Genomic DNA, 23,554 nt, shown 5'->3' with positions numbered 1-23,554 from the left:
TGTAATTTTAGAATTTTACTTCAGGCGCTTTCTCTGATCCGGCTTCAGCCTTGAAGCCTTCCTTGGTTTTAAAGCCGAACATGCCGGCGAAAATATTCATCGGGAATGAACGAACTTTCACATTATAGGCCTGTACCGCATCGTTGAAGTCGTTACGCGCCACTTTGATACGGTTCTCAGTACCCTCCAGCTGCGCCTGTAATCCACGGAAAGCGTCGTTGGCACGCAGGTTAGGATACTGTTCAGACACCACCAGTAAACGGCCCAATGCCTGCGACAACTGTCCCTGGCTTGCCTGAAACTGCTGCAGTTTTTCAGGAGTCAGGTCCTTGGCATCCACTTTCATCTGTGTAGCGCTGGCTCTGGCTTCAATCACCTGGGTTAACGTAGTCTGTTCAAAATTGGCTTCGCCTTTAACGGTATTCACCAGGTTAGGGATCAGGTCAGAACGACGCTGATAGTCGCTCTGTACTTTATTCCAGGCGTTGGTCACTACTTCATCCTGTTTTACCAATCCATTGTAACCATTGCAACCCGACCAACCCAGTATCACCACAATGGCGAGGATAACGATCAGGGTAATGTTTTTTGTACTCATACAAAATTTGATTTAGCTGTAATTTACTTGTTTGTCGTAATAACGTTACAAATATTACAAAACAGGTGCCACCGGTATTGGGATGGCAATTTGGCGGGCTTTGGTTAAAGAATTGTGAAGGAATGAGTTAGCGAGTATATCGTGTAACAAAAATACCATCCAAAAGGATGGCATTCTGACTGATAAATCGATTCACTGTTGACTGATTAAGATCAGTGATTCTGGTTTATGATTGGTTGATAGCGGCAATACCTGGTAATACTTTTCCTTCAAAGTATTCTAGAAGGGCTCCGCCGCCAGTGGAAACATAACTTACCTTATCAGCAAAACCAAATTGGTTTACGGCTGCTACGCTATCGCCACCGCCTACCAGCGAAAATGCGCCGGACTGGGTAGCTGCTGCAATGGCTGTGGCCATCATTTTGGTGCCGTGCTGGAATTTTTCCATCTCGAACACACCCATGGGACCGTTCCATAAAATGGTTTTGGATTGTTTGATACAGTTGGCAAACTGCTCGCAGGCATTTTCGCCAATATCGAGTCCCATCCAGCCATCAGGAATATCGTTGCTGGGGGCTGTTGACACATTGGCATCTGCCGCAAACTTATCGGCGATCACTGAATCAGCAGGCAGATGAATGCATACGCCTTTGGCTTCGGCTTTCTGCAGCAATTCCAATGCCGTATCCAGACGATCCATCTCGCAGAGCGAACTACCGATATTGCCGCCTTTCGCCTTCATGAAAGTGTAGGCCATGCCGCCACCGATGATGATATCGGTGGCACGTTCAAGGAGGTTCTCGATGATCAGGATCTTATCGCTCACTTTGGCGCCTCCGATAATGGCGGTGAAAGGTTTCTGGCTTTGGTTCATCACTTTATCCGCACTGGATACTTCGCCTTCCATTACCAGTCCGAACATTTTCTTTTCACCGGGAAAGAACTGCGCGATCACGGCTGTGGAAGCATGGGCGCGGTGTGCGGTACCGAATGCATCATTCACGTATACATTTCCCAGTTTACTGAGTTTTTCCGCAAAAGAAATATCTCCTTTTTCTTCCTCTTTGTAAAAACGAAGGTTTTCCAGCAACAATACTTCGCCGGGCTGTAAGGCAGCGGATTTATCGTAGGCTTCCGCCCCGATACAATCATTGGCAAACTTTACGGTGGCTCCGTTCAGTAATTTGATGAGGTGATTTACCAGGTGACGCAAAGAATATTTATCCGCAGGCCCGTCTTTCGGGCGGCCCAGGTGGCTCATCAGGATCACGCTGCCACCGTCGGCCAGAATCTTGCTGATGGTTGGGATGGTTGCGCGCATACGCGTATCATCCGTTATCATAAAAGAAGCATCCAGCGGCACATTGAAGTCTACGCGGATCAGGGCTTTCTGGCCTTTGAAGTTGTGTTCGGTAAATCTGCTCATCTGAAAAATTTGAAAATTTGAAAATCCGGGAATTTGAACGTGACAAATAAAAAATGTGGTAATTCAATCATGCTTCCGCATTTTCAAATTACCACATTTTCAAATTATCAGGTTGTTTATTTAGAGATCAGACCAGCGAAATAGTGCACGGTACGTACCAGCTGGCTCACATAGCTCATTTCGTTATCGTACCAGCTTACGGTTTTCACCAACTGGACATCACCTACAGTCATCACCTTGGTTTGCGTTGCATCGAAGAGTGAACCATAGCGGATACCGATGATATCAGAGCTTACGATCTCATCTTCTGTGTAGCCGAAGCTTTCGTTGCTGGCTTCTTTCATTGCCGCATTGATCTCTTCTGCGGTTACTTTTTTAGACAGGATAGAAGTCAGCTCGGTCAATGAACCGGTGATGGTGGGTACACGCTGTGCGCTACCATCCAGTTTCCCTTTCAGTTCGGGCAGTACCAGTCCGATAGCTTTGGCAGCTCCGGTGCTGTTGGGCACAATATTGGAAGCGGCTGCACGTGCCCTGCGGAGGTCTCCTTTGGGGTGTGGTGCATCCAGTGTGTTCTGGTCATTGGTATAGGCGTGAATGGTGGTCATGATACCGGTCTGGATACCATATTTATCGTTCAGCACTTTGGCCATCGGTGCCAGGCAGTTGGTGGTGCAGGAAGCGCAGGAAATAATGGTTTCAGAGCCATCCAGGATCGCGTGGTTCACGTTGAAAACAACAGTCTTCAGGTCGCCGGTGGCCGGAGCAGAGATCACTACCCTTTTGGCACCTGCGGCCAGGTGAGCGGCAGCTTTGTCCTTATCGGTAAAGAAACCAGTTGATTCGATCACCACATCCACACCATGAGCACCCCATGGGATCTGGGAAGGATCTTTCTGAGCGTATATCTTGACGGTCTCACCGTTCACAACGATAGCATCTTCGGTAGCAGTCACGGTTGCGCCTTCAAAACGTCCCTGGGCACTGTCGTATTTTAAGAGATGTGCCAGCACTTTCGGGCTTGTCAGATCATTGATCGCTACTACGTCGATACCTTCCATGTTATAGATCTGGCGAAATACCAAACGGCCGATACGTCCGAAACCGTTGATGGCAACTTTAACTGTACTCATTGAATTCCGTATTTAAAGATGAAAAAATCGAAAACGAGCCGCAATTTACAAGGATTGTCAGGAAATCGAGGATTTTTTTAGTTAACGGTCGTTTGTTTGTAGGGAAGAGAGGGCGATCGCGAGTCGTGAGTGGTCAATAGTGAGTAGATAGTACGGAGCCAGGCAGACTTTGCCTATCGCAGTCTATCCTACCCCCTCCCACTACCTACTCATCACTAACAACTCACTGCTGCCAACTCAGGCTCGCCCACGCCAGTATTGCATTTACGGCAGCCAGGGCCAAATTTTAGCATTAATTTTCAAAAATGTTTGGCAGAAAAGATAGGGACCCCTATTTTTGCGTCCCAATAAACGAACGGCCGGTTCGTCTATCGGCTAGGACAGCCCCCTTTCACGGGGCAAAGACGGGTTCGATTCCCGTACCGGCTACTAATAAAATACGAAAACCCTTGATACCAGTGAGTTTCAAGGGTTTTTTGCTTTCTCAGGGGAACATTTAGGGGAACTGTGAGTAAGTATCTATTCTCAAAACCCACTCCGGGAGTATTTTCTGGTTCTTTGGAGGCTGGCCTCAACCTCATCACTTCGATACAAAACGCGGTTCGCAATTTTATAAGAGGTAAGCCACCCATACTTAGTATAATCGCTCAAAGTAGGTAAGCTGATCTTAAGCATACTTGCCACCTCTGCCCTTGTGAGATATTTGTACCCTTTTTGCGGAGTAGCAGCTTCTTTTAAAGCATTTTCTACCCGTTGGGCAACTATGAGATCAATCTTTTCAAGAAACTCGGCGAAAGTAGCACCGTGTACGATTACTGTTTTTTCCATTTTCATAAAATATAGAAGGTTATTAGAAATATTTCGTAATTACTTCTCGTTTTTCGTTTGGAAAATTTACAGTCTATTTTTTGAAATTATACGGCATGTGATTCCATCGATGAAATACAGATAAGCTACTCAGTTTTTAAGCATGCAAATAAATTAAATTATTCGAGTTGCCGTATAAGATTGATAATACTTATAGCACTAACAGTGCTAATGACACAAACCTCAGCCAAATGTCTTTCGGCGTCTAATTTATGTGTTGTAGTATTCATTAAATCACATGAATTTTCGACAAAATCAATTGCCGACTTTGCAAGTTTTCGAAATTCCTTATTTTTTTCTCCTGAAAGAATAGTGTCAATGTAAGAATGCAATTGATTTTTAAACTTACCGTTATGAACCACCTTTTCATTATTCATTGGCTTATGCTTTTTTAAATCAAAAACCATTCTAGCTACTTTGTCCATTATTATCCTTGCTGAATTTCCAATATTCTGATAATTGGTAGTTGTGGTACTACGTTGTAGGCTTTTTATTAATTCTTGCTGCAATTCATTAATTTCTTGCCACTCTGTCTTAACAGGTATAATTTGAGAATTTACTAGCTCTAGTTTATTGTAATCAGGTAATATTGTAAGACTATCGATAATTAGCTTTGTGGAGTTATTAATTCGTGTTTTTATTATTCGTTCCAGATCCGATATTAAGGAATAATTTTTTGTAAAAATATCAGCAGTAATAAGTATTTCCAGATTATAAGCTTCAGGAAACACATGTGCATTCCAATGAGCTTGAAATTCGAATTTTGAATGTTTTAAAAGTTCTATCAAATAATCTTCGCCACCTTTTTGTTTAGAAATTTCAATCAAAATGTATTTGATTTTATTTTCGTCATTTGCAAATGTCATATTCTAAACTTTTTTATACAGGCAACTATCACAGGCTATGGTTTCAGGAATATACTAATGTCAGCTTAACTACTTATGCGCAAAATAAGTAACATCAAATCAGTAAAAGCCAATCAGAAATAAAATCGAAGATCTATTAATTGCAACATGCAAGTTTTAGCTTTTTATTATTAACATCGATACTTAAAAAAGCTACAATGAAGTTCCTAATAATGCCCCTAATCCGATTCCCAGTGCTACACCTAAAATTATCCAACCAGTATTTTTTTTATTAGACGCAATTATTTCTCCATCTATAGTATAGACAGTAAATCTTTTCCGGTTGTTTGTCAATTTTACATATCCAATTTTATTTTTATCGATATCATAAATTGTAAAACTCCTGTCTGAACCATCAGGAACAATATATCCAATTTCTTTATTTTCATAATTTTTATTTGTATAAGTCTTTGAGAGTTCCATTCCTGAATAATTCGTACCACATAGATTTATTATATAATTGGAATAAGTCTCTGGAGAATAGTCCGAATAAATGTGATAATATCTCTTCAAATATGTATCAGGATTTCCTTTTGCATACTGCCCAGTATAAGGATTATAATTTCCCGGATAACTATAATTATTATATGGATTTCCGTCGGGTGAAGAACGGTAGTAAGGCTGAACGTATGTCCCATTTTTTCTAAAGTAACCACTAACTCTTACTTGACAAGTAGAGGCATATGTAACAGTAAGAAATATTATAAAAATGAGAAACTTTCGCATACGCTTTTTAAAATTGAAGGAAATAAAAGTATCTGAAAAGCGGGGAGATCCTTTCAGTTCCTTGACCTAAGAAACTATTGTTTACCTATCGGTAACATATAAAAGCTTATTAACAAAACTAAACATCGATATTCAAATTCTATAGTACCATTTTTACCTGTATAATTTCCTGAGCTGAGTTTATTGGGTTTTAGCGTCTTCAATTCCTCTCTGAATTCTTGAAGGCATTACAAATAAAAATTGGGCTAAAGCCATTGCAAAATCAACGGTTTTCTGAGCATCCTTTTCATTTGGCAATGTCGAATCATCGTCAGCATGTCTTTCTTCGTTCGCACCAAGCCTTACCTCATGGGCCCAATCGGCCATTTCTTTAGTTATTAAATGGTCTGATGCTGCTTTATTAATTCTACTATTTAATGACCCCTCTTTGTAACCTTTATCTTTAAGCATAGAATCTATACTACTAGCTGCGAGCATTACAGCACCCGAAGGAGCATGCAAGCTATCGATTGCTTGATCGAGATATGCTTTTGCCTTAGGGGGAATAGAACTATCCACAATTATCGGACTTGGAAACATCTGCTGAATCTCTTTATTGCCATTAAATGCCCATGCGGTAGTAACTCCTCCACATCTCTGACAAACATATGCAACCCATGTCCGATGCCTACTATTATCGTAATTAGCTGTATTAAATCTGGCAATTTGAGTCAAATTTGGATTATCGACATTACAATGTGGACATCGTTTAATAATTAGATTAGTTTCTAAACTTGTCATATGGGTGATATTTACGCACGATTCTTAAATATACGAAATATTGATAATAAGAAAGGTTGCAAATCATTCCTAATCAGAACAAAATGCGAACTCTTTCTTAATGAATAACTTATGCTCTATAAAAGGGGCTTTATTTCTTCTAAGGCATCTGGAAGTATCTTATATGTATCGCATAATTTACAATGAAGAAGGAAATGCTCACTCTTATCATAAAAATCAAAATTCACTCTTTGATCCTCCGGCAACTCATCAAATTCGATAATGAAAGAATTTAGTTTGCAGGGTTCACATTTTCTTAATTGATGCGCCAATGCTTCAATGCAATTCATAGGTTAGATATTTAAGTTGAGGTTAGATAATTTTCCCATTTTGATATATTCCAATGCTCTGTATGTAAAATCATGTTCTTCACATGGAATAGCTCTGTTTTTTTCTATGTCTATTATTAAAAGCTTGAAAAAATTAAAGACCTCAATGTTTCTTAAAAGCAGAATTGACATCATCAAAAATTCTTCCTCTCCTAAACCGGAATATAAAAGCCGGAATTCCTGTTTTGCTTCGTTACGAAAAAAAACTATTGCGTTTTTTGCTTCTCGTATAAGGTCAAAAACCTTTTCTAGTTTAACTAGTGATTCAATATTTGTTAATTGTATTCGTGGTAATTGTAATGCCGATCTCATAAGTCGTTTTTATTTAGCTATTGATTCTTGTTTCCAAACAGCTTTATTCTTTTCATCAATCTTATTGTAAAAATTTGTGGTGATTCTGTTTAGTGGGATGATGCAGATATTGCAGTATTCCTTTTTGTAAACTGTAAGCTTTCCGCCTAACTGGTCGGCCTTATCCAATCTTTCCAGATCATTGATAAATCCAATACCGGAATAAAAGGAAGTGTAAAGCCTCGAAATCCCTTTTGAGCAGTTCCAAACCTGACAGGCAAACTGGCTTTCATTCTTGGTGACATACTTGGTCAGGTAGTTACTAAGCTGTTTAATATTGCTTGTTTCCACTTTTCGTACATTCAATGCAGAACCTGGGCGATAACTCTCATCTCTTGGCAGGATGCCAAATTTGGCCTGTAAGTCTAACCAATAAGGCCACCACTTCTCAATCTTCCAAAATTTGTTGGTGATAAGGTGAAAATGGATATTGTCTTTAAATATCTCATTCTTGGTCTGCCGTTCAGCGACCCATAAATACTCAAAACCCGGGAGCCGCTTCTTGGCATTGTCCAGAAATGCCCTCAATACCTTAATAGCGACTTCGTCTTTCACCTTGTTTACGAATGTCAGGGTCAGGAATGTGAGGTTTTTATTAAGCCTAGCAAATGAAATAAGCTTAACCCTGATCTTTGACCTAGTACGTTGAGACATACTCCGCAACTTGGGCGTTGCTGATTTCTTCTCGTCTGCTAGTGGCTTTTTAAGGAGTTCCTTAATCGGATCAATCAGCTTCTCCTTTTTGGGTTTCTTTTTTCTTTCCAAAGAGGAACCACCCATTTTATTCATCATGTCAGGTGTGGTCAGTCTTGGGTTTATTACATAGCTGATGCCATACGTATTTTTAGAGATCATGCCCTAATCCCTCCTCTATGCTGGAATTGGGGTGTCCAAATCGTTGCAGTATTATTAAAATCATTTATAAAGGTGAGGGAAGCGAAGAATGAAGGTATTTTATTAAAGGTTGAATTTAATGAGTTAAGGCCCACCAATAAGATCAGAGCGAGGAAGCCCGGAACTAAATTGCCTTTATAAAATCGTTTCAAAAACCTTGCAGTTCTTCGCTCATAAACATTGAAATAAACCCATGTAGAATGAGACTTATTCAAAAATTGTGAGAATCCCCAAAGGTTGTGAACGTATGTCCATTTTTTAGGCTGCTCACCGGGGAAATAAACAATACAGGTGTAATCATTCTTATGCGCCATGATTACCTCCTTTCTTGTGCTTATTTAAAGCTAACCTGTCTATGCTGGCAATAACCTCAGATTCTTTGTAAAGAACCCTTCTGCCAACTTTGTAACATTCAATCCAGCCAAGTTTTGTCCAGTCGTGGAGAGTGGCAAGCGTAACATTTAGCAGCTTCGCCACATCTTTTCGGGTTATGTACTTGGGTTTGTTTGGTTTTTCGTGGTGGGACAAAGCTTTCTCAAGCTTTTTCTCAATAAGCTGACCAATGTTCTCTAACAGCTCATTCAGATTCATTCCCGATAGGATTATTTGACTCATTTTCTTTGTTAGGAGTGATTTGCACTTCCTGAGTCAAAAATGAACCTGAAACGGAGCTGGAGGGGGTGATGTAGGGACTACAAATTCAGAAGGTTATGATTTAGACATTTTAAAATCCCATTCTACTTCTTTTGTAAATTCTTCTAAATCAGCTTCTTTTAAACGTTTTAATACAGCCGATAAATTTTTCTTAGTCTTTAAAGAGCCTGTATGCACTTTGCCGATAGGGTCATAAGTCCCCTTGAACCCTGCACCAGTAATGGCACTTACTATTCTAGCAATTACGGTATTATCGTACTGGATATTCTGTAAAGCCTGTAAAACGCCGGTGTAATGAAGCATTAATGCAATTTGAGCATTAGTAAGCGGTTCTGATTTTGGAGAGGTTGGAAGAGAAGGATTTACTTTCTTTCTCGTCTTCTCGAATTCATTTTGCAAGTATTCATGATATAGTGCATATTGATAGCCATTATGCACTTTCAAAAGATGATTTATGTGAGGGGGTATTTTAGAATAGTCAGGAGCAAGACTGTACTTTTTATAATTATCAAATACCTCCTTAGAACCTTGAAGCATGTAGACGCTCATTTTTTTATCGAACTCAAGAAGTTCATTTTGAATGAAGCTAGCTGGATTAGAAGTTTCTGAAAACCTAAGTTCGAAATCACTTTTTAAGGTCTCAAAAGAAACAATTTTAGATTTTAGTCTATTTACATGATAAGAATCGTTAGCAACCTGATTTATTCGGTTGGAAATGTATTCTGAAGCTTTAGTGATAAGCCATTCATTTAAAGTTCCCCAATCTGATTCGGGAGCAAACAAGTCAAAATTGTGCAAATTGATTAAGACAATACCATCAAGATATTCAAGATGATAGTAGAAGTAATTTACTCCCAATCTCTTCTCCCAAAACTCAAACTGATTCTCGAAATAAAGAATATCCTTGAATTCAGGTAGATACTTATCATTTAATTTTTCATAAACTCCCCATCCTTTTTTTGAATCTTCCTGCCATTTATTTTGATCCACATAAGGAGTTTCTATCAGGTATTTCAAGTCTTTCATAAATCAATTAAAAAAGGGATGTTCGAGTAATTTGTTAGCATTATCTTCCTGCGAGATTTTTATATATTTCATAAAAGACCGTTCTGTTCTATGCCCTGTGATCTTCATTATAGAAATTGTAGGTATATCACGAAGAAATGCATTGGTAGCAAAGGAACGACGCGCAGTGTGAACAGTAACCAATTCGTGCTTCTTGAAAATCTCAGACTTCCTAACACCACCTTTTGTATATGATATCATGACATCTTCATTCAATTCTGCCGCCTGAGCCAAATCTTTCAAGTACTTATTCATTTTTACATTACTAATTAATTCAGGCACTACTCCCCCATTTTTTTCCAGTATATTTTTGATATAGGTGTTCAATGGAATGACAACCAATTCTCCGGTTTTTTCAGTCTTGATTTTGATCTTAGTCTTATTGTCAGTAAAATTTTCATCACGCAATTGCATCAAATCCGAAAAACGTAATCCGGTATAACAGGCAATGATAAATAAATCTCTGACCCGATCCAATCTTTTGTTATTAGACAGGTCTAAATCGTAAATCTTTTTTATCTCATCTTCAGTCAGGTATATATTTTCTGTCTCCTCTTCGATAATCTTAAACTTCTTATTCCGAAACTCTAAGTTTTTTGTCAGTCCTCTTTCTACTGCTTCGTTCATAAAAACCTTAATATTTTTTACAGAAGTTCCAATCGAGTTGAGACTATAATTCTTCTCCATCATGAACTTAGTAAAATCATTATAGAAATTCAAGTCGATATCGTCAAAGTTCAAATTCTTGTGTGCATGATCCTCATATGACTTCAACCTGTTAAAAGAAGTGTTATACTGTTTTATAGTATTCGGCTTCTTAGTAGATGTAGCAATGAAATCCTTAATAAATTTTTTCAGTGTGATGGAAGATTCATTTTCATCCCGGTTCAGGAAGTCAATAACAGGCTGTTTAAGATTTTGAATGGTCAATTGTCTACCATCATTCAAAAGATCGAGTTCTCTTTTGGCTATGATAGAATCCAGTTTTTTGAGGAGGGCATTAATTTGTTCATGGTTTTGAACTTCCCGGACTTTTTTAACTCTTTGGGTATCTGAGTTCCAAAATTTGGGATTTATTTTAATTCCCGTTGAAATCTTGACCCGGATTCCTTTTGTCCTGTAGAATAGATAAACGAGTGTTTCGTCAGTTGCATTTGGCGTTTTGAGTAAGAACCTTGAATCGGCCATATTTCGTTTTTTTGCCAAATATATACTCACAAAGAATATCTCAGGGGAACGTTTGGGGGAACAAACAACCGAGTCTCGTTATTTTTTAATTTTTGTTAATAACTCATGAAAGCCTTTGCTGCATTGACTTTCAGGAGAAATAAGGTACAATAAAATATACTAAAATATAAGGGAAATCATTCCCGTACCGGCTACAGAGCCCGCTTTAAAAGCGGGTTTTTTGTTTTTTCAGGTATCCGTTAAGTTTTGTTTTATTTCCGGTTATCGAAAACTTACAGGCTGGTTGCAGCCCCACCCAATGCTTTCCGCACCGCCGGCACCACTTTGTTTCCAAACAATTCTATTGAACGCATGGTCAGGGCATGGGGTACAAAACCCAGGCTGGCCTGTGCTAGGAAACGGGTATTACCGAACAGCTCGTGTTCGAACAGGATCTTTTCTACCACCTGTTCCACACTGCCCACCATCAGTGCACCACGGGGTGAACGGGCTGCTTCGTATTGCTGGCGGGTAAGTGGTGGCCAGCCCCTGTCGCGGCCAACACGGTTCATCATGGCCGCATAATAAGGAAAGAACTCATCTGCTGCCTCCTGCGAATCTTCGGCAATGAATACATGGTTATTCACCCCTAACTGCAGTTCGCAGATCTGTTTGCCGCTTTGCACGGCGGTTTGTTTATAGAGGTTCATAAACCCTGCAAACTGTTCCGGCATGCCACCGATGATGGCGAGCATTAACGGTATACCCAGCCTGGCAGCCCTTACTGCAGAAGCCGGGGTGCCTCCTGCTGCCAGCCACACAGGTAGCTGCGACTGTAATGCCCTGGGATATACACCCAGGTTCTGTATGGCAGGCCTGTGTTTACCCTGCCAGGAAACAGTTTCGTTCTGATTGATTTTGAGCAGCAGGTCCAATTTTTCTGTGAACAGCGAATCATAATCATCCAGGTTATACCCGAAAAGGGGGAACGACTCAATAAAGGAACCGCGGCCCGCCATGATCTCTGCGCGGCCTCCGGATAAAAGATCAAGCGTAGCAAATTCCTGGTATACCCTTACCGGGTCATCCGAACTGAGTACGGTAACTGCACTGGTGAGCCGTATCTTTTTAGTGATCATGGCCGCTGCCGCCAGTACGGTTGCCGGTGATGACACTGCATAATCGGGACGGTGGTGCTCGCCTAAACCAAAAACGTCAAGACCCAGCTGATCGGCAAGCTGAATCTCTTCCATCAGATTTTGTATACGCTGCCTGCCATGCGCCCCATTGCTTCCTGCCAGTTCCGGTTCCATATCGGCAAAACTCATCATACCCAGTTCCATAACGAATCGTTTTAGAAGTATTCTGCAAAGATACTACTCAGACAACCCTCCTTTCCCACTGTACAGCTGTATGGGTTTGTTCAGCTTTAGTTTCAACACGGTAACATAAGGATCCTGCACTCCTTCGGGAACATGAATATATACCAGGCCCGGAACGGGACTCCAGGAAATCTTGCCTACGATCTTATGCGAGAGACGGGTATTATTTCCTACTACCGATACCTCCTGTATTTTATTTTTCAATCCCTTGAGGGTAATATCGCCGCTGATCTTTCCCTGCAGGAAGAGAAACAGCGTGGTAGAATCTTTCGACAGTGTTGTGGCACCATAAAAATGTCCTTTGGGAATACCGGCCACTGTATTAAAAATGGCTTCCCCATTTTTGCGGTTCCATTTGCCCAGTTCTTTCAGTACCTGTACCTGTGGTTCCGGAATGGTGCCATCTTCCTTGGGTCCCATATCCAGCAACAGGTTTCCTCCGTTGGATACGGCATCTACAAAAATGGTGATCACTTCATAAGGTGTTTTCCAGTTCTCATCGTTATGAAAACCCCAGTTGTCGTTGGTGGTCATACAAAGTTCCCACCAGTTATATTGTGGTTTGGATACGGGAAAATTCTGTTCCGGTGTTTCATAATCGCCATATCCCTGCAAACGGCCATTGATAATGGCATTGGGGTTGGCAGACAAAATGATGTTGCGTACTTTTTGCGATTCCCATTCTTCTGCGCTGTGCTCCCAATCGCCGTCGAACCACCAGAGATCCGGTTTATACAATGAATTGATCTCCTGTATCTGCGATTGGAAAAAATTCCGGAAACGGTTCCAACGGTTGTAATCATATTTTACCTGGTAACGGGAACTGTCTTTTAGGAAACCCGGATAATCCGGATGCGACCAGTCGATCAGCGAATAATAAGCACCCGTTTTGATATTCCGTTTCCTCAGCTCCTCATAAAAAGGGCGGATCATATCGCGCTTAGCGGGGGTGGCTTTCACGATGCTGAGATCATTTTGACGGGTATCATACATGGATACGCCATCGTGGTGTTTGGTTGTGATGACAGCATACCTTGCACCGGATTCGCGGATCAGCTCTGCCCAATATGCGGGATTGTATTTAGCCAGAGTGAACCCCTGCAGCTGCTGCATATAGTCAGCATAACTGATCTTGCCATTGTGAAAACTCCAGGACTCATCCACTCCTTTGACACTATAGATGCCTGCGTGAATGAATATGCCCAGTTTGGCATCGGCAAACCATTGCATTTTCGGACGGATAGAAGTTGCATCGATCTTTGATTGGGCATTACCCAACCAACTCACAAAGAACAGGAGGAAAACGGAAATACCTCTTTTAACGGACGTTGGCATATGGCAGGTTGTTGTGGTGAATAGAAAAAGACAGTAGGATTTACAGATACGGTATCTGTAAACCCTGCTGCAGTAAATTTCCTGAAAATACGGCATAATCACTTCAGTACCGATTTTGACAGATCAGCGTCTTTGGGGAAAGCAATCAGTGCGTATACTCCTTCAGTACCTGCATGCAGAACCATTCCTGTCGCGGCAGGTGAAAGGGGCCTTTGAAGAGGTTGCCTTTGGCGGCCTGGGCTACGGTTCCGTCGCGGTGAAGATAACCGTACCACTCCCCATGTTCCTTGTCATGAAAATGTGCATAGGCATAGGCATGTACCTGCTGGTGCCAGTCTGCATATTTCTGATCCCCCGTAACCAGGAAGGCCAGCAGGGTTGCTATAATGACCTCATTATGCGGCCACCAGAATTTCATATCCTGCCAGTATTCCTGTACCGGTTTACCGTATACATCCCTGAAATAGAGGATGCCGCCATATTCCTTGTCCCAGCCACGCTCCCACATATAATCCAGCATTCGGCAACCAAGTCCGATCAAGTGCGGGTCATTGTTCCGGTAACGTGCTTCCTGCAGGATAAACCAGGCACCTTCTATGGCATGTCCGGGGTTAAGTGTGCGCCCATCTATATGATCGATAATGAACCCGTCTGGCGCCACCTGTTCCATCACACAACGGATATCATCTTTCACAAAATCCGTTTCTATTTCCCGGATCCATTTGCTGATCCACTCATCACAACGTTCGTCTCCAATAGTATCACGCAATTGTTGCGCGGTATTAATCATGATCATCGGAACCCCGATACCTTTGGCGGGTCTTGTACCTGTATACTTGGGTGGTAATATGCCAGGGGTGGTAGCATACGTGATGCATTTACCGAATAAGTCACGTGCTTCCGCCGCAATGGTTTCATTACCGGTGGCTTTGGCATAGGCCGCAAAAGCAATGACTGCAAATGTTTCAGAAAAAAAATACCGGCGCTTACGGATGGGTCTGCCATCTCTGGTTACGTGAAAGAACATCCGGCCATCTGTATCAAAACAATGTTTCTTCAGGAACTGATAACCAAGTTCCGCGCCTTCCAGCCATTCTTTTTTGGGTTCAACGGTATTGTATAGGGTGGCCAGCAGCCAGGTGGCCCGACCCTGTATCCATACAGCTTTATCATCATCGAGCAGAGAACCGTCTCTGTCGCGCATCAGTAAAAAACCGTCCTGTTCCCGATCAAAACTTCGGGGAAACCAGAAGGGCACCGTATCGTTCAGTAACTGATCTGTATAAAACGCCTGCAATTGATGCAGCTGCTCTTTTGTGTATGCCATTTCTGTATGAGTTTATCAATATGCTATCAATCTGAAATCGAATAGGTTTTGGGCCGGAGAAAATACAGCTGTATACAAAGTATCACCAGTACAATACCGGCCAGCATGGCAAAATCTCTTCCCAAGTTTCCTGCATCCATCGATTTGCCCAGCAGATTGGTGATCAGTGCACCGGCAAAAACACCTGCCATATTCATCAGCCCATAACCTGTAGCTCTGTTCTTGGGAGAAACGAACTGACAAAGTATCGGCATATTATTGGCATCGAACATACCATAACCAAACCCGAAACAGAAAGCCGCAGTAATCACATGTACCAGACTATGGCCAAAACCGATCAGCAATAAAGAAGGTATGGTCAGGAACAAACCGATGGCGCTGGTAAAGATCCTTCCCCTGGGATTTTTTTGCGACCACCTGTCGGATAATACACCACCCACTATCACACCCAGAAAAGAAGCTGCTGCAATGGTGATGGTAGATAAAGGACCTGCCTGTGCCATATCAATATGCAGATTATCGGAAAACAGGGTAGGTAACCAGTTCTTTACAGCCCAACCGGGAATGCTGACAACAGTGAAGTACAGCAGGATGATCCAGAAGGAAATATTGGATAATAATGCACGCAGGTTTTCCCACACAGAAGTTTTTGCGCTACCGGACGCTTGTTGATCAGCGCTTCCCCTTGCACCATTTTTTTCCCTGAGAAAAACAACCAGCACCAGGGCGTACACCATACCGATCAACCCGAAAGAATGAAAAGCAGATTGCCAGGAATAAGTAGCGGCCACTGTAGCCCCGAAACCACCTAATGCCTGTCCCATATACAAACCCGTCATATGGATACCGATGGCGAGTGATCTTGTTTTGTCTGAATGAAAATCTGCGATCAGTGATAAGGCGGCGGGTATGTAAAGAGCTTCACTAATACCCATGATGGCGCGTAACCAGTATAGTTCCTGAAAATGGGTAGCATACCCCATGGTAAATGTGACCCCGGACCAAACGAACAAACTTCCGACAATGATCCACTTACGGTTGAACTTATCTGCAAAGATGCCAGAGACAGGACTCATCAAACCATAAATCCAGAGAAATACTGCCATCAGGTAGCCGAAATTGGTAGCCGAATGCAATTCAGCAATATCTACCTGGATGGAGGGCCGCATGGTGGCCAGCATTTGCCGGTCCATATAATTCAGCAATGCTACTCCCCATAACAATGCCACCACAACCCAGGGATATTTTTTTTTGGTTTCCATGACTGCAATTTGGTTAGCCGCTGTTTATTTCTTCATAACCTGGCCAGCAATTCTTCCGATCCAGATATCCGGCGTACGAACACCTGCCCTAATTTCGCCGGACGGTAATACAATATCTATTCCCCAATTAATCGCCTGGGTGGTTACGGGCGTAGGGAATGGAAGGTCTCCTGCTTTATTCCAGACATCCGTCTCTGTATCGTACTGCAATATTTCCCTGCTGAAACCGGGATGTGTATTCTGCAGTTCATTTTTCTCTTTGATCAACCTGGCTTTGATAACGGGGTCGCTTTCTTTTTCGATGGCGGCCAGCGCTCTTTCTACTTTTCCGAATACCACTCCTTTATCGCCACCCATGACAAGAATATTTTCCGATCCATAGGCCACTCCGGTATGTGCTGACAAGGGATAAGGTAAAGGGGCACAAAGCTCCCATTTATCTGCTTCGATCGAATAGCGGTATACAGCTGCATATAATTCACTGATACCCGAAATATCTTTTCGCCGACCTCCTATCAGGTATAAATATGTCTTATTCCTGTATGATTGTGCTACCAGCAAACTATGTGATACAGCATGGGGAATATCCGCCAGTTTTTTCCATTGAGGAGTATCGCTGGCAAGATCAAGCGTAAGCAATGAACTGACAACCCCTTTTTCATTCTCTCCCCCTGCTACAAACAATCTATTTCCGGCAAATGCGCCTGCAGCGTTAGCAAGACCAGATGGGAGATCGGGCAGGTGTTCGAAAACAAGTAAACCGGGTTGCTCTGATAATTTTGTCAGGAAGACCTTTTCGGAAAATCCTGTTGCAGTTTGTCCGCCAATACAGGCTACTCCATTGGGTACACGAATACTGGTACCATATGCCACGGTAAAAGGCAACCGGCTGCGTTGCGGCAACAAAACAGTTTGCTGACTGTTCCTGTGAAAATAAAAAACAGTATCGTGCAGGACTTTGGTACCACCCTCCCAGGGTAGTCCATTACTGAAATTAGCCCCCCCGGCGATCCACAGATAGGGACCGCAGGCACCAATAAATGCACCAGCCAGTCCTGCATTCTGTCCATTCCCCGGCTGGGGTAATGTACCCAGCAATGACCAGTTAATAGAAACAGAATCCCTGCTTTGAGCAGCAAGTGTGATAGAAGAAGATATCAAAATGAGAAAGGTTGCCGTATGAAAGAATATTTTTTTCATCTGGTTATATCAGGAGCCAGCCATCTGCGGGGTTCTTGACTTGAATGTATGAAAAAGCAGCTTGTCTGCATCATCCCTGAACTTCTCAAAATCCGGAGCGCTCATATTCCGTACAGGCAACCGGAATTCCCCGCAATCGAGCCCCAGCAGTTTCATATAGGCTTTACCCACAGAAATTCCGCCATATTTGCCCAGTAGCCGGATCATATCGATCGATTTCTGCTGGAGTGAACGGGCCTGGTCTAAATCGTTGTTGTTAAAAGCATCTATGAGACGGTAATACAGGGGAGCCGCATAATTAAAGGTGCTGCCTACTGCCCCTTTGGCGCCTACAGCCAGGGCCGACAGCATATTTTCATCCCGTCCCCAAAGCATATCATACTGTCCATTTGCAAAGTTCAAACAGGATTGGAAATCCATGAAATCCTCGTGTGTGTATTTGACTCCTGCAAAATTGGGCTGTTTACCATGCAGGGCATGCAGCAGATCGATCATTGGAAAATCCACGCCATTCAGGACAGGAATATGGTAATAATAAAAGGGCATATCGGGAACGGAGTCTGCCACCGCCATACAGGCAGCTGCAAGCATACCCACGTTAGCCGGTTTAAAATAAAACGGTGCTGTAAAAGCAACTGCATACAGACCAATCTTCTTAGCATGTTGTGCCAGGTGAATACAATCCGCAATACAGGTTCCGCCCACCAAGGGCATCACTTTGAAATCAGGATCATTTTTAATACAGTCTGCCCAGGCTTCCGCCACTTCTTTTTTTTCATTGAGGGTAAGAGAAACACCTTCGCCTGTTGATCCGGTAATAAACGCACCGGTTACACCATTTTCTTTCAGTAATCCATAATAGGCGGGTATGACAGACAGGTTCAGAGAACCATCTTTGTGCATAGGAGTGAAAGGTGCCGCAATCAATCCATGCAAATGTTCAATTTTCATAATGGTAACTTAAAAATTAAAACCGAAAAAACAATAATTTAAGAAACCGGGGATAAAAATCCCCGGTTTTGCAGTCAGCTTAATAACCCAAACTGCTTCCTTGCTATGCTATAACAAACATTTTATACACCGGTATTTTAGAAACTCGGATAACCCGGGTTCTGTACCAATGATCGGTTATTAGTCAGGCTGTTTCTGTCGATCGGCCATAATAACCGGTAAGTTTCATAAGTAGGCATACTGGTATTGGCAAAAACATAACTGTCCCCTGCTCTTCTCAGATCATACCATCTCTTTCCCTCAAAAATGAATTCGAGCAACCGCTCCTGCAGCACTGCATCTTTTGGATTGGCATCTATGGTCTGGTTAGGAAACCCATACACAGCTGCTGAATAATTGCTGCCATAAGCCCTTGCCCGAACCAGGTTTAGTTCTGTTGCCGGACTTTCACCCAGGATCACTTTTGCTTCTGCCAGTAATAACAGCAGGTCAGCATAGCGGTAGATAGGGAAGTCGTTGGTGTATGAACGGGCACCCGCATTCTGTTCGCCCTGGTATTTGCTCACAAAACAACCTGCGATCACGTATTTACCGCTTACCAGATTATAGGCAGGTTGTATAGATGCCCATTTACGACTATCGGCATCGCTAAACTTCCTGAATGTAGCGATCTTGATCGGTGCGCGGAGTAAGCCACCCCAGTTATCGGTAGTTACATTGAACTTGCGGTTGCCTACAGAGTCATAGTAATTCGCGATCAATCCTGATTGTGGCAGGAAGGTTCCGGCAAAGGGAAGCGTACTTTCATTCAGCAGGTTTCTTACCGCAAATATGATCTCGCTATTACCACGATTGGTCGTAGCAAAAATATTGGCATAGTTCGATTGCAAAGTCAATCCGGCTGTATTCGTTTGTATATCGGTCAAAGCGTTTTTGGCAATCGTTGCATCTGCCGCACCGCCACCTTTTGAACTTGTCCAGAGGTATACTTCCGCTTTCAGCATCAGGCTGGCAGGTTTTGACCAGTAAGACTTGGTATTACGGAATGTATAGTTGGTTCCGAAACTGTTGATGGAATTATCAATATCATCCTTGATCAGCTTGATCACTTCTGCCTCGGTAGAAGCTGCTTTGGTCAGGCTTGCAATATCGATAGAAGTGGTGGGTTCTGTCTGAATGATCACTTTACCCCATGTTCTATACATATGGAAGTAGTAATAAGCACGCATACCATAAGCGATACCAAGATAATAACTCTTATTGGCAGGAGTCACGATATTGGTACTATTCAGTTTACTGATCAGCAGATTGATCTGCACGATATTAGAATAAAAACCACCGAATGCAGATACACCGGGATTATCCATATCCAGGTTATTCGTCCACAATCGCTCTACACCCTGTGTTGCTTCCCCTGTAAATGCCGAACTGGAACCCGGATCTGTTCCGAAGATATCGGATCTCATTTCACCCAGGCTTTGGAAAGTACCTACGCTACCTCTGAACCTGTTATGCAGTCCGGATACAAACGCGTCTACCTGCTCAGGCGTTTGCCAGAAATTGGCATCGCTGATACTGCTCACCGGTGCCAGTTCTATTTGTTTGGTACAGGCGCTGAACATCGAAACCAGCGTTAGACCTGTTGCTAATAATATGATATTCTTTTTCATAAAATGATTTGTTAGATATATTAAAAGGAAACCTGAACACCCAATACAAATGATTTAGGAGTGGGATATGTACCTGCATAGATACCGGTAACTGTACCACCTGATACAGGTGGCTCAGGAGAAGGTCCGGTAAACTTGGTGATGTAAAACAGGTTGCTCGCACTTATGTAAACCCTTGCCTGTGAGATGATCTTTGTTCTGGCCAGTAATGACTTTGCAAAATCATATGACAGCGTAATCTCGCGACAAGCCAGGTAATCTCCTTTCTCATAAAAGCGTGAGTTGTTACTCTGCAATACACTTCCGGCATTATTACTCCTGGTGTAGTTTTTCTTACCCAATGGTGCTGCCACCTGGTCTGCATAATACACTTTGGGTATATCCGTGTTTGTATTGGTGGGTGACCAGGCGTTCTTCTGCAGGTCGAAATAGTTGAAGGTACCCTGGTAGTTACCCAGTGTTCTGGCAACAAGGTCGTTGTAGATGGTATGACCCAATGCAAATTCGAAACGGGTATACAGTGAAAAACCTTTGAACGACAGGTTCGTTGTAAAACCACCGGTCCATTTTGGATTGATGTTACCGATATATACCTGGTCTCTCGAGTCAATGGTATCGTTTTTGTCTACATCCAGCCAGTTTACGTCACCGGCAGTGATCTTACCTGAACCGTATGTACTGTTGGGGCCACTGATACCAGCTACCAGATCTTTTCTGGTTCCGGCGATCTTGGCTACTTCCGCATCACTTGCAAAAATGGATACTTGCTTATAGGCATAGATATTACCCAGTGCTTCACCTTCCTGCAGACCGCCTACCCAAATCACTTTTCCGCTGGCGGGGTCATATACCTGTAAACCACCCTGTCTGTTCTTATCATTTCCGTTATTGGGCAGTTGCAGGATCTTATTTTTAACAAAAGAAGCATTCGCACCTACATCCAGGCGAAGTCCGTTGGGCTTATTGAGAATATTGGCATTCACTGAAAACTCATATCCTTTGTTCTGATAAGATCCCAGGTTGGTCCTTACAGAACCAAAGCCGATATAACTTGGTAAAGAAAGATTGGTGATCAGGTCGCTGGTGATCCTGTTGTAGTAATCGAAGGTGAACACAATCCGGTTTCTCAGGATACCCAGGTCGATACCGATATCAGTGGTCTTACTTTTTTCCCAACGAAGGTTGTTATTAATAATAGCGGTATTCAGGAAGCCGGCCGCATTATTGTACAATCCCTGAGAACCATAACCACCCTGAACTTCGTAACGGCCTAAACCAGCCACGTTACCGTTCTGACCATAGCTAAACCTTGGTTTGATGGTATTGATGAAAGAAGACAGGCCACTTTTCTGGAAAAATGATTCCCTGTGCAGGTTCCAACCGGCAGACATACCCGGGAAGAAACCAAACTTATTTCCTGTAGGCAAACTGGAAACACCATCATTCCTGAAAACCAGAGACAGCAAGTATTTCTGGTCAAAATCATAATTCAACCTGCCAAAAGATGATACGATACGATATTCTGATTTGGAGGTATAATTTGAACCTGCAGCAAAAGTGGTAGCTGCATTTACAGTGCTGATATCATCTGTAGGTGCCAATGTTCCCAGCACCTGCATATCAAACTGCCTGGTGCCATAATATTCCGCACCCAGCATGGCATTTACGTTGTGTTTATCTCCGAATGTTTTGGTATAATTCACAATAGCATTGTATTGCTGCTGGAACGAACGGGAGAAAGAAGCGTAAGATTCCCTAGTGGTATTGCTGTATGATTGAGGTGTTGTAAAGATGTTGGTATACAACTGTGTAGCACGGCTAAAGCCCTGGTCCAATCCTTCAAACAGGTATCCGGCGCCTGTGGCTTTGATATACAAGCCTGGCAGCAGGTCCCATTTAACTGAAGTATTAAAGGTAATCCTGTTCACTTCGTTAGTAACATCTCTTTTGCCCAACCAGTACAGGGTATTACCATCGGTATTACCATTGCCCGGGTTGGGTTGTGTTTTAGCAGAATCCAGCCATGGGTTGAATGTAGGCCAGATAGCCATGGTCCTGTACAAGGTATTTACTTCAGAACCGATAACACCCAATTGAGAAGAGGTAGACAGGGTTACACCGCTGCTGACTTCCAGGTTGGGTTTAATCTTGTAAGAACCATTCAGTGTTCCGGAAAAACGCTTGTAACCGGAACCGATGATTACACCATCTTCTTTGTAATAGTCAAAGCTGGCAAAATATTTACCCCTGTCATTCCCACCGGTAACATTCACATAATGATCCTGGGTATAGGTATTCCGGAAAACAAGGTTTTCAACTTCTTTGCTATGGTCCTTGAAAATAAGCGTGCCACCATAAGGATCACCTACGGTATCCCATCCTTTTGTCAGCAGATCAGAAGTTGTAGCATCATACTTGCGTATATCAAAAGAAGCCAGGTCGGCTGCGCCAGTAAGTAATCCATAACCACGTGAGCTGTTTACCTGTGCCAGCGTTCTGCCGGAATTCAGGTTACCCAGCCTGTTGTAATAGATATAATCTTTGGCATTCATATAATTGTAGCCATTTCTTCTCTTGTTATTGCCCCCTGTGAACTTGTATGTCACCTGTGCAGTACCTGCTTTACCCTGACGGGTAGTGATCAGGATAACACCATTGTTGGCACGAGCACCATAAATTGCGGTAGCGGCTGCATCTTTCAACAATTCAACAGATGCAATGTCTTCTGAAGGGATATCATTATACGCACGAATGATTCCATCCACCACTACCAGCGGTGCCCCGGGACTATTGATAGAAGCGCCCCCCCTTAACAGGATCAATGGAGAAGAACCGGGCTGACCGGTACCATTCACCACCTGTAATCCGGCAACCGTACCCTGCAAGGCTGAACCAATATTGGCCCTGGGTACACTGGCTAACACGTCTTTGTCGAGTTTGGTGATAGCGCTGGTCACATTTCTTCTAGATTGTGTTCCATATCCAATGACCACCACATCACCCAGGTTGGCAACATCAGATTTCAATTTCAGGTTCACGATATCGTTGTCAGCAACAACGACCTCTGCATTTACATAACCTGTAAAACTGAAAGTAAGCACATCGCCTTTCTGCGCCAGGATGCTGAATGCTCCATTTGCTTCGGTTTGAGTGACGGCTTTCTTTCCTTTTACGGTAACAACAACACCCTGCATGGGACTACCATCTGTTTCTGACAAAACAGTTCCCGTTATTTTCCGGGATTGTGCAGAGAGGGAAGTGACAATGAATACCGCCGCAAAAGCGAGTATACATTTCATCAGGAAAAGAGTTGATTTCATGGCAATTAATTTTGTATTATGTATGACATATATACAAACATACAAAAAAACATATCCCTTCCAAATTTCTTTTAACAAAAAATTGATATACGCACACTTCCTTGCAAAACGGCAAAAAACAGCATCGGCCGGGCATAAAAAAGCCGGCATACTGCCGGCTTTTTTATGCCCGG

At 42.7% G+C, this 23,554-nt stretch carries 21 protein-coding genes and 1 tRNA gene; 1 reads left to right on the top strand and 21 read right to left on the bottom strand.

Annotated elements, in window-relative coordinates:
• Positions 1-7 precede the first annotated feature (7 nt).
• The 3 genes from ACH3Y6_RS06875 to gap all read right to left on the bottom strand — a co-directional run bounded on the left by ACH3Y6_RS06875 (position 8) and on the right by gap (position 3,157).
• A complete protein-coding gene (locus ACH3Y6_RS06875; protein ID WP_490834859.1) occupies positions 8-598 on the bottom strand; it encodes a LemA family protein in 591 nt (196 codons plus the stop codon).
• Positions 599-824: 226 nt separating this feature from the next.
• A complete protein-coding gene (locus tag ACH3Y6_RS06870; RefSeq protein WP_490834858.1) occupies positions 825-2,024 on the bottom strand; it encodes a phosphoglycerate kinase in 1,200 nt (399 codons plus the stop codon).
• Positions 2,025-2,140: 116 nt separating this feature from the next.
• Positions 2,141-3,157: a type I glyceraldehyde-3-phosphate dehydrogenase gene (gap, locus tag ACH3Y6_RS06865; RefSeq protein ID WP_490834857.1), complete on the bottom strand. Its 1,017-nt coding sequence runs from the start codon at positions 3,155-3,157 to the stop codon at positions 2,141-2,143.
• A 357-nt stretch (positions 3,158-3,514) separates the two neighbouring features.
• On the opposite strand from gap, the gene ACH3Y6_RS06860 reads away from it, so the two are divergent.
• Positions 3,515-3,586: transfer RNA gene (locus ACH3Y6_RS06860), tRNA-Glu, on the top strand.
• A 96-nt stretch (positions 3,587-3,682) separates the two neighbouring features.
• On the opposite strand, the gene ACH3Y6_RS06855 is transcribed toward ACH3Y6_RS06860, so the two are convergent.
• The 18 genes from ACH3Y6_RS06855 to ACH3Y6_RS06770 form a co-directional block, all read right to left on the bottom strand.
• A complete protein-coding gene (locus ACH3Y6_RS06855) occupies positions 3,683-3,991 on the bottom strand; it encodes a helix-turn-helix domain-containing protein (RefSeq protein WP_490834856.1) in 309 nt (102 codons plus the stop codon).
• A 152-nt stretch (positions 3,992-4,143) separates the two neighbouring features.
• Positions 4,144-4,890 carry a hypothetical protein gene (locus tag ACH3Y6_RS06850; protein WP_490834855.1) on the bottom strand — a complete coding sequence of 249 codons (747 nt, stop codon included), beginning with the start codon at positions 4,888-4,890 and terminating at the stop codon, positions 4,144-4,146.
• A 192-nt stretch (positions 4,891-5,082) separates the two neighbouring features.
• On the bottom strand, positions 5,083-5,655 hold the full coding sequence (locus ACH3Y6_RS06845; protein ID WP_490834854.1) for a hypothetical protein: 573 nt from the start codon (positions 5,653-5,655) through the stop codon (positions 5,083-5,085).
• A gap of 180 nt (positions 5,656-5,835) precedes the next feature.
• On the bottom strand, positions 5,836-6,435 hold the full coding sequence (locus ACH3Y6_RS06840; RefSeq protein ID WP_490834853.1) for a DUF4145 domain-containing protein: 600 nt from the start codon (positions 6,433-6,435) through the stop codon (positions 5,836-5,838).
• Between the two features lie 332 nt (positions 6,436-6,767).
• Entirely contained in the window at positions 6,768-7,115 is a 348-nt protein-coding gene (locus ACH3Y6_RS06835; protein WP_490834852.1) for a hypothetical protein, read from the bottom strand.
• Between the two features lie 9 nt (positions 7,116-7,124).
• Positions 7,125-8,009: a rolling circle replication-associated protein gene (locus tag ACH3Y6_RS06830; protein ID WP_490834851.1), complete on the bottom strand. Its 885-nt coding sequence runs from the start codon at positions 8,007-8,009 to the stop codon at positions 7,125-7,127.
• Positions 8,010-8,351: 342 nt separating this feature from the next.
• Entirely contained in the window at positions 8,352-8,663 is a 312-nt protein-coding gene (locus tag ACH3Y6_RS06825; RefSeq protein WP_490834850.1) for a helix-turn-helix domain-containing protein, read from the bottom strand.
• A gap of 93 nt (positions 8,664-8,756) precedes the next feature.
• Positions 8,757-9,728 (bottom strand): hypothetical protein, encoded by a 972-nt coding sequence (locus ACH3Y6_RS06820; protein ID WP_490834849.1) that lies wholly within the window; start codon positions 9,726-9,728, stop codon positions 8,757-8,759.
• Between the two features lie 3 nt (positions 9,729-9,731).
• Positions 9,732-10,955, bottom strand: a complete 1,224-nt coding sequence (locus tag ACH3Y6_RS06815; protein WP_490834848.1) for a site-specific integrase — start codon at positions 10,953-10,955, stop codon at positions 9,732-9,734.
• A 272-nt stretch (positions 10,956-11,227) separates the two neighbouring features.
• Positions 11,228-12,277, bottom strand: a complete 1,050-nt coding sequence (locus ACH3Y6_RS06810; protein ID WP_490834847.1) for an LLM class flavin-dependent oxidoreductase — start codon at positions 12,275-12,277, stop codon at positions 11,228-11,230.
• 33 nt (positions 12,278-12,310) lie between these two features.
• Positions 12,311-13,651 (bottom strand): alpha-L-fucosidase, encoded by a 1,341-nt coding sequence (locus tag ACH3Y6_RS06805; protein WP_490834846.1) that lies wholly within the window; start codon positions 13,649-13,651, stop codon positions 12,311-12,313.
• Between the two features lie 145 nt (positions 13,652-13,796).
• Positions 13,797-14,978 carry an AGE family epimerase/isomerase gene (locus tag ACH3Y6_RS06800; protein ID WP_490834845.1) on the bottom strand — a complete coding sequence of 394 codons (1,182 nt, stop codon included), beginning with the start codon at positions 14,976-14,978 and terminating at the stop codon, positions 13,797-13,799.
• Positions 14,979-15,004: 26 nt separating this feature from the next.
• Positions 15,005-16,147 carry an MFS transporter gene (locus ACH3Y6_RS06795; RefSeq protein WP_490835453.1) on the bottom strand — a complete coding sequence of 381 codons (1,143 nt, stop codon included), beginning with the start codon at positions 16,145-16,147 and terminating at the stop codon, positions 15,005-15,007.
• 38 nt (positions 16,148-16,185) lie between these two features.
• Positions 16,186-16,248 carry a hypothetical protein gene (locus tag ACH3Y6_RS06790; protein WP_490835452.1) on the bottom strand — a complete coding sequence of 21 codons (63 nt, stop codon included), beginning with the start codon at positions 16,246-16,248 and terminating at the stop codon, positions 16,186-16,188.
• Positions 16,249-16,264: 16 nt separating this feature from the next.
• The gene (locus tag ACH3Y6_RS06785; RefSeq protein WP_490834844.1) at positions 16,265-17,440 is read right to left on the bottom strand and encodes a hypothetical protein; all 1,176 of its coding nucleotides are present in this window, start codon (positions 17,438-17,440) and stop codon (positions 16,265-16,267) included.
• A 9-nt stretch (positions 17,441-17,449) separates the two neighbouring features.
• Complete coding sequence (locus ACH3Y6_RS06780) at positions 17,450-18,391, bottom strand: dihydrodipicolinate synthase family protein (RefSeq protein ID WP_490834843.1); 942 nt, start codon at positions 18,389-18,391, stop codon at positions 17,450-17,452.
• Between the two features lie 137 nt (positions 18,392-18,528).
• Positions 18,529-20,061 carry a SusD family outer membrane lipoprotein NanU gene (nanU, locus tag ACH3Y6_RS06775; RefSeq protein WP_490834842.1) on the bottom strand — a complete coding sequence of 511 codons (1,533 nt, stop codon included), beginning with the start codon at positions 20,059-20,061 and terminating at the stop codon, positions 18,529-18,531.
• A 20-nt stretch (positions 20,062-20,081) separates the two neighbouring features.
• Complete coding sequence (locus tag ACH3Y6_RS06770; protein ID WP_490834841.1) at positions 20,082-23,381, bottom strand: SusC/RagA family TonB-linked outer membrane protein; 3,300 nt, start codon at positions 23,379-23,381, stop codon at positions 20,082-20,084.
• Positions 23,382-23,554: the final 173 nt, after the last annotated feature.

The organism is Sediminibacterium sp. FW305-C-269 (assembly GCF_058231045.1).
Note: the sequence above shows the minus strand (reverse complement) of the source record. Positions and strands in the feature narration are given on the sequence as shown.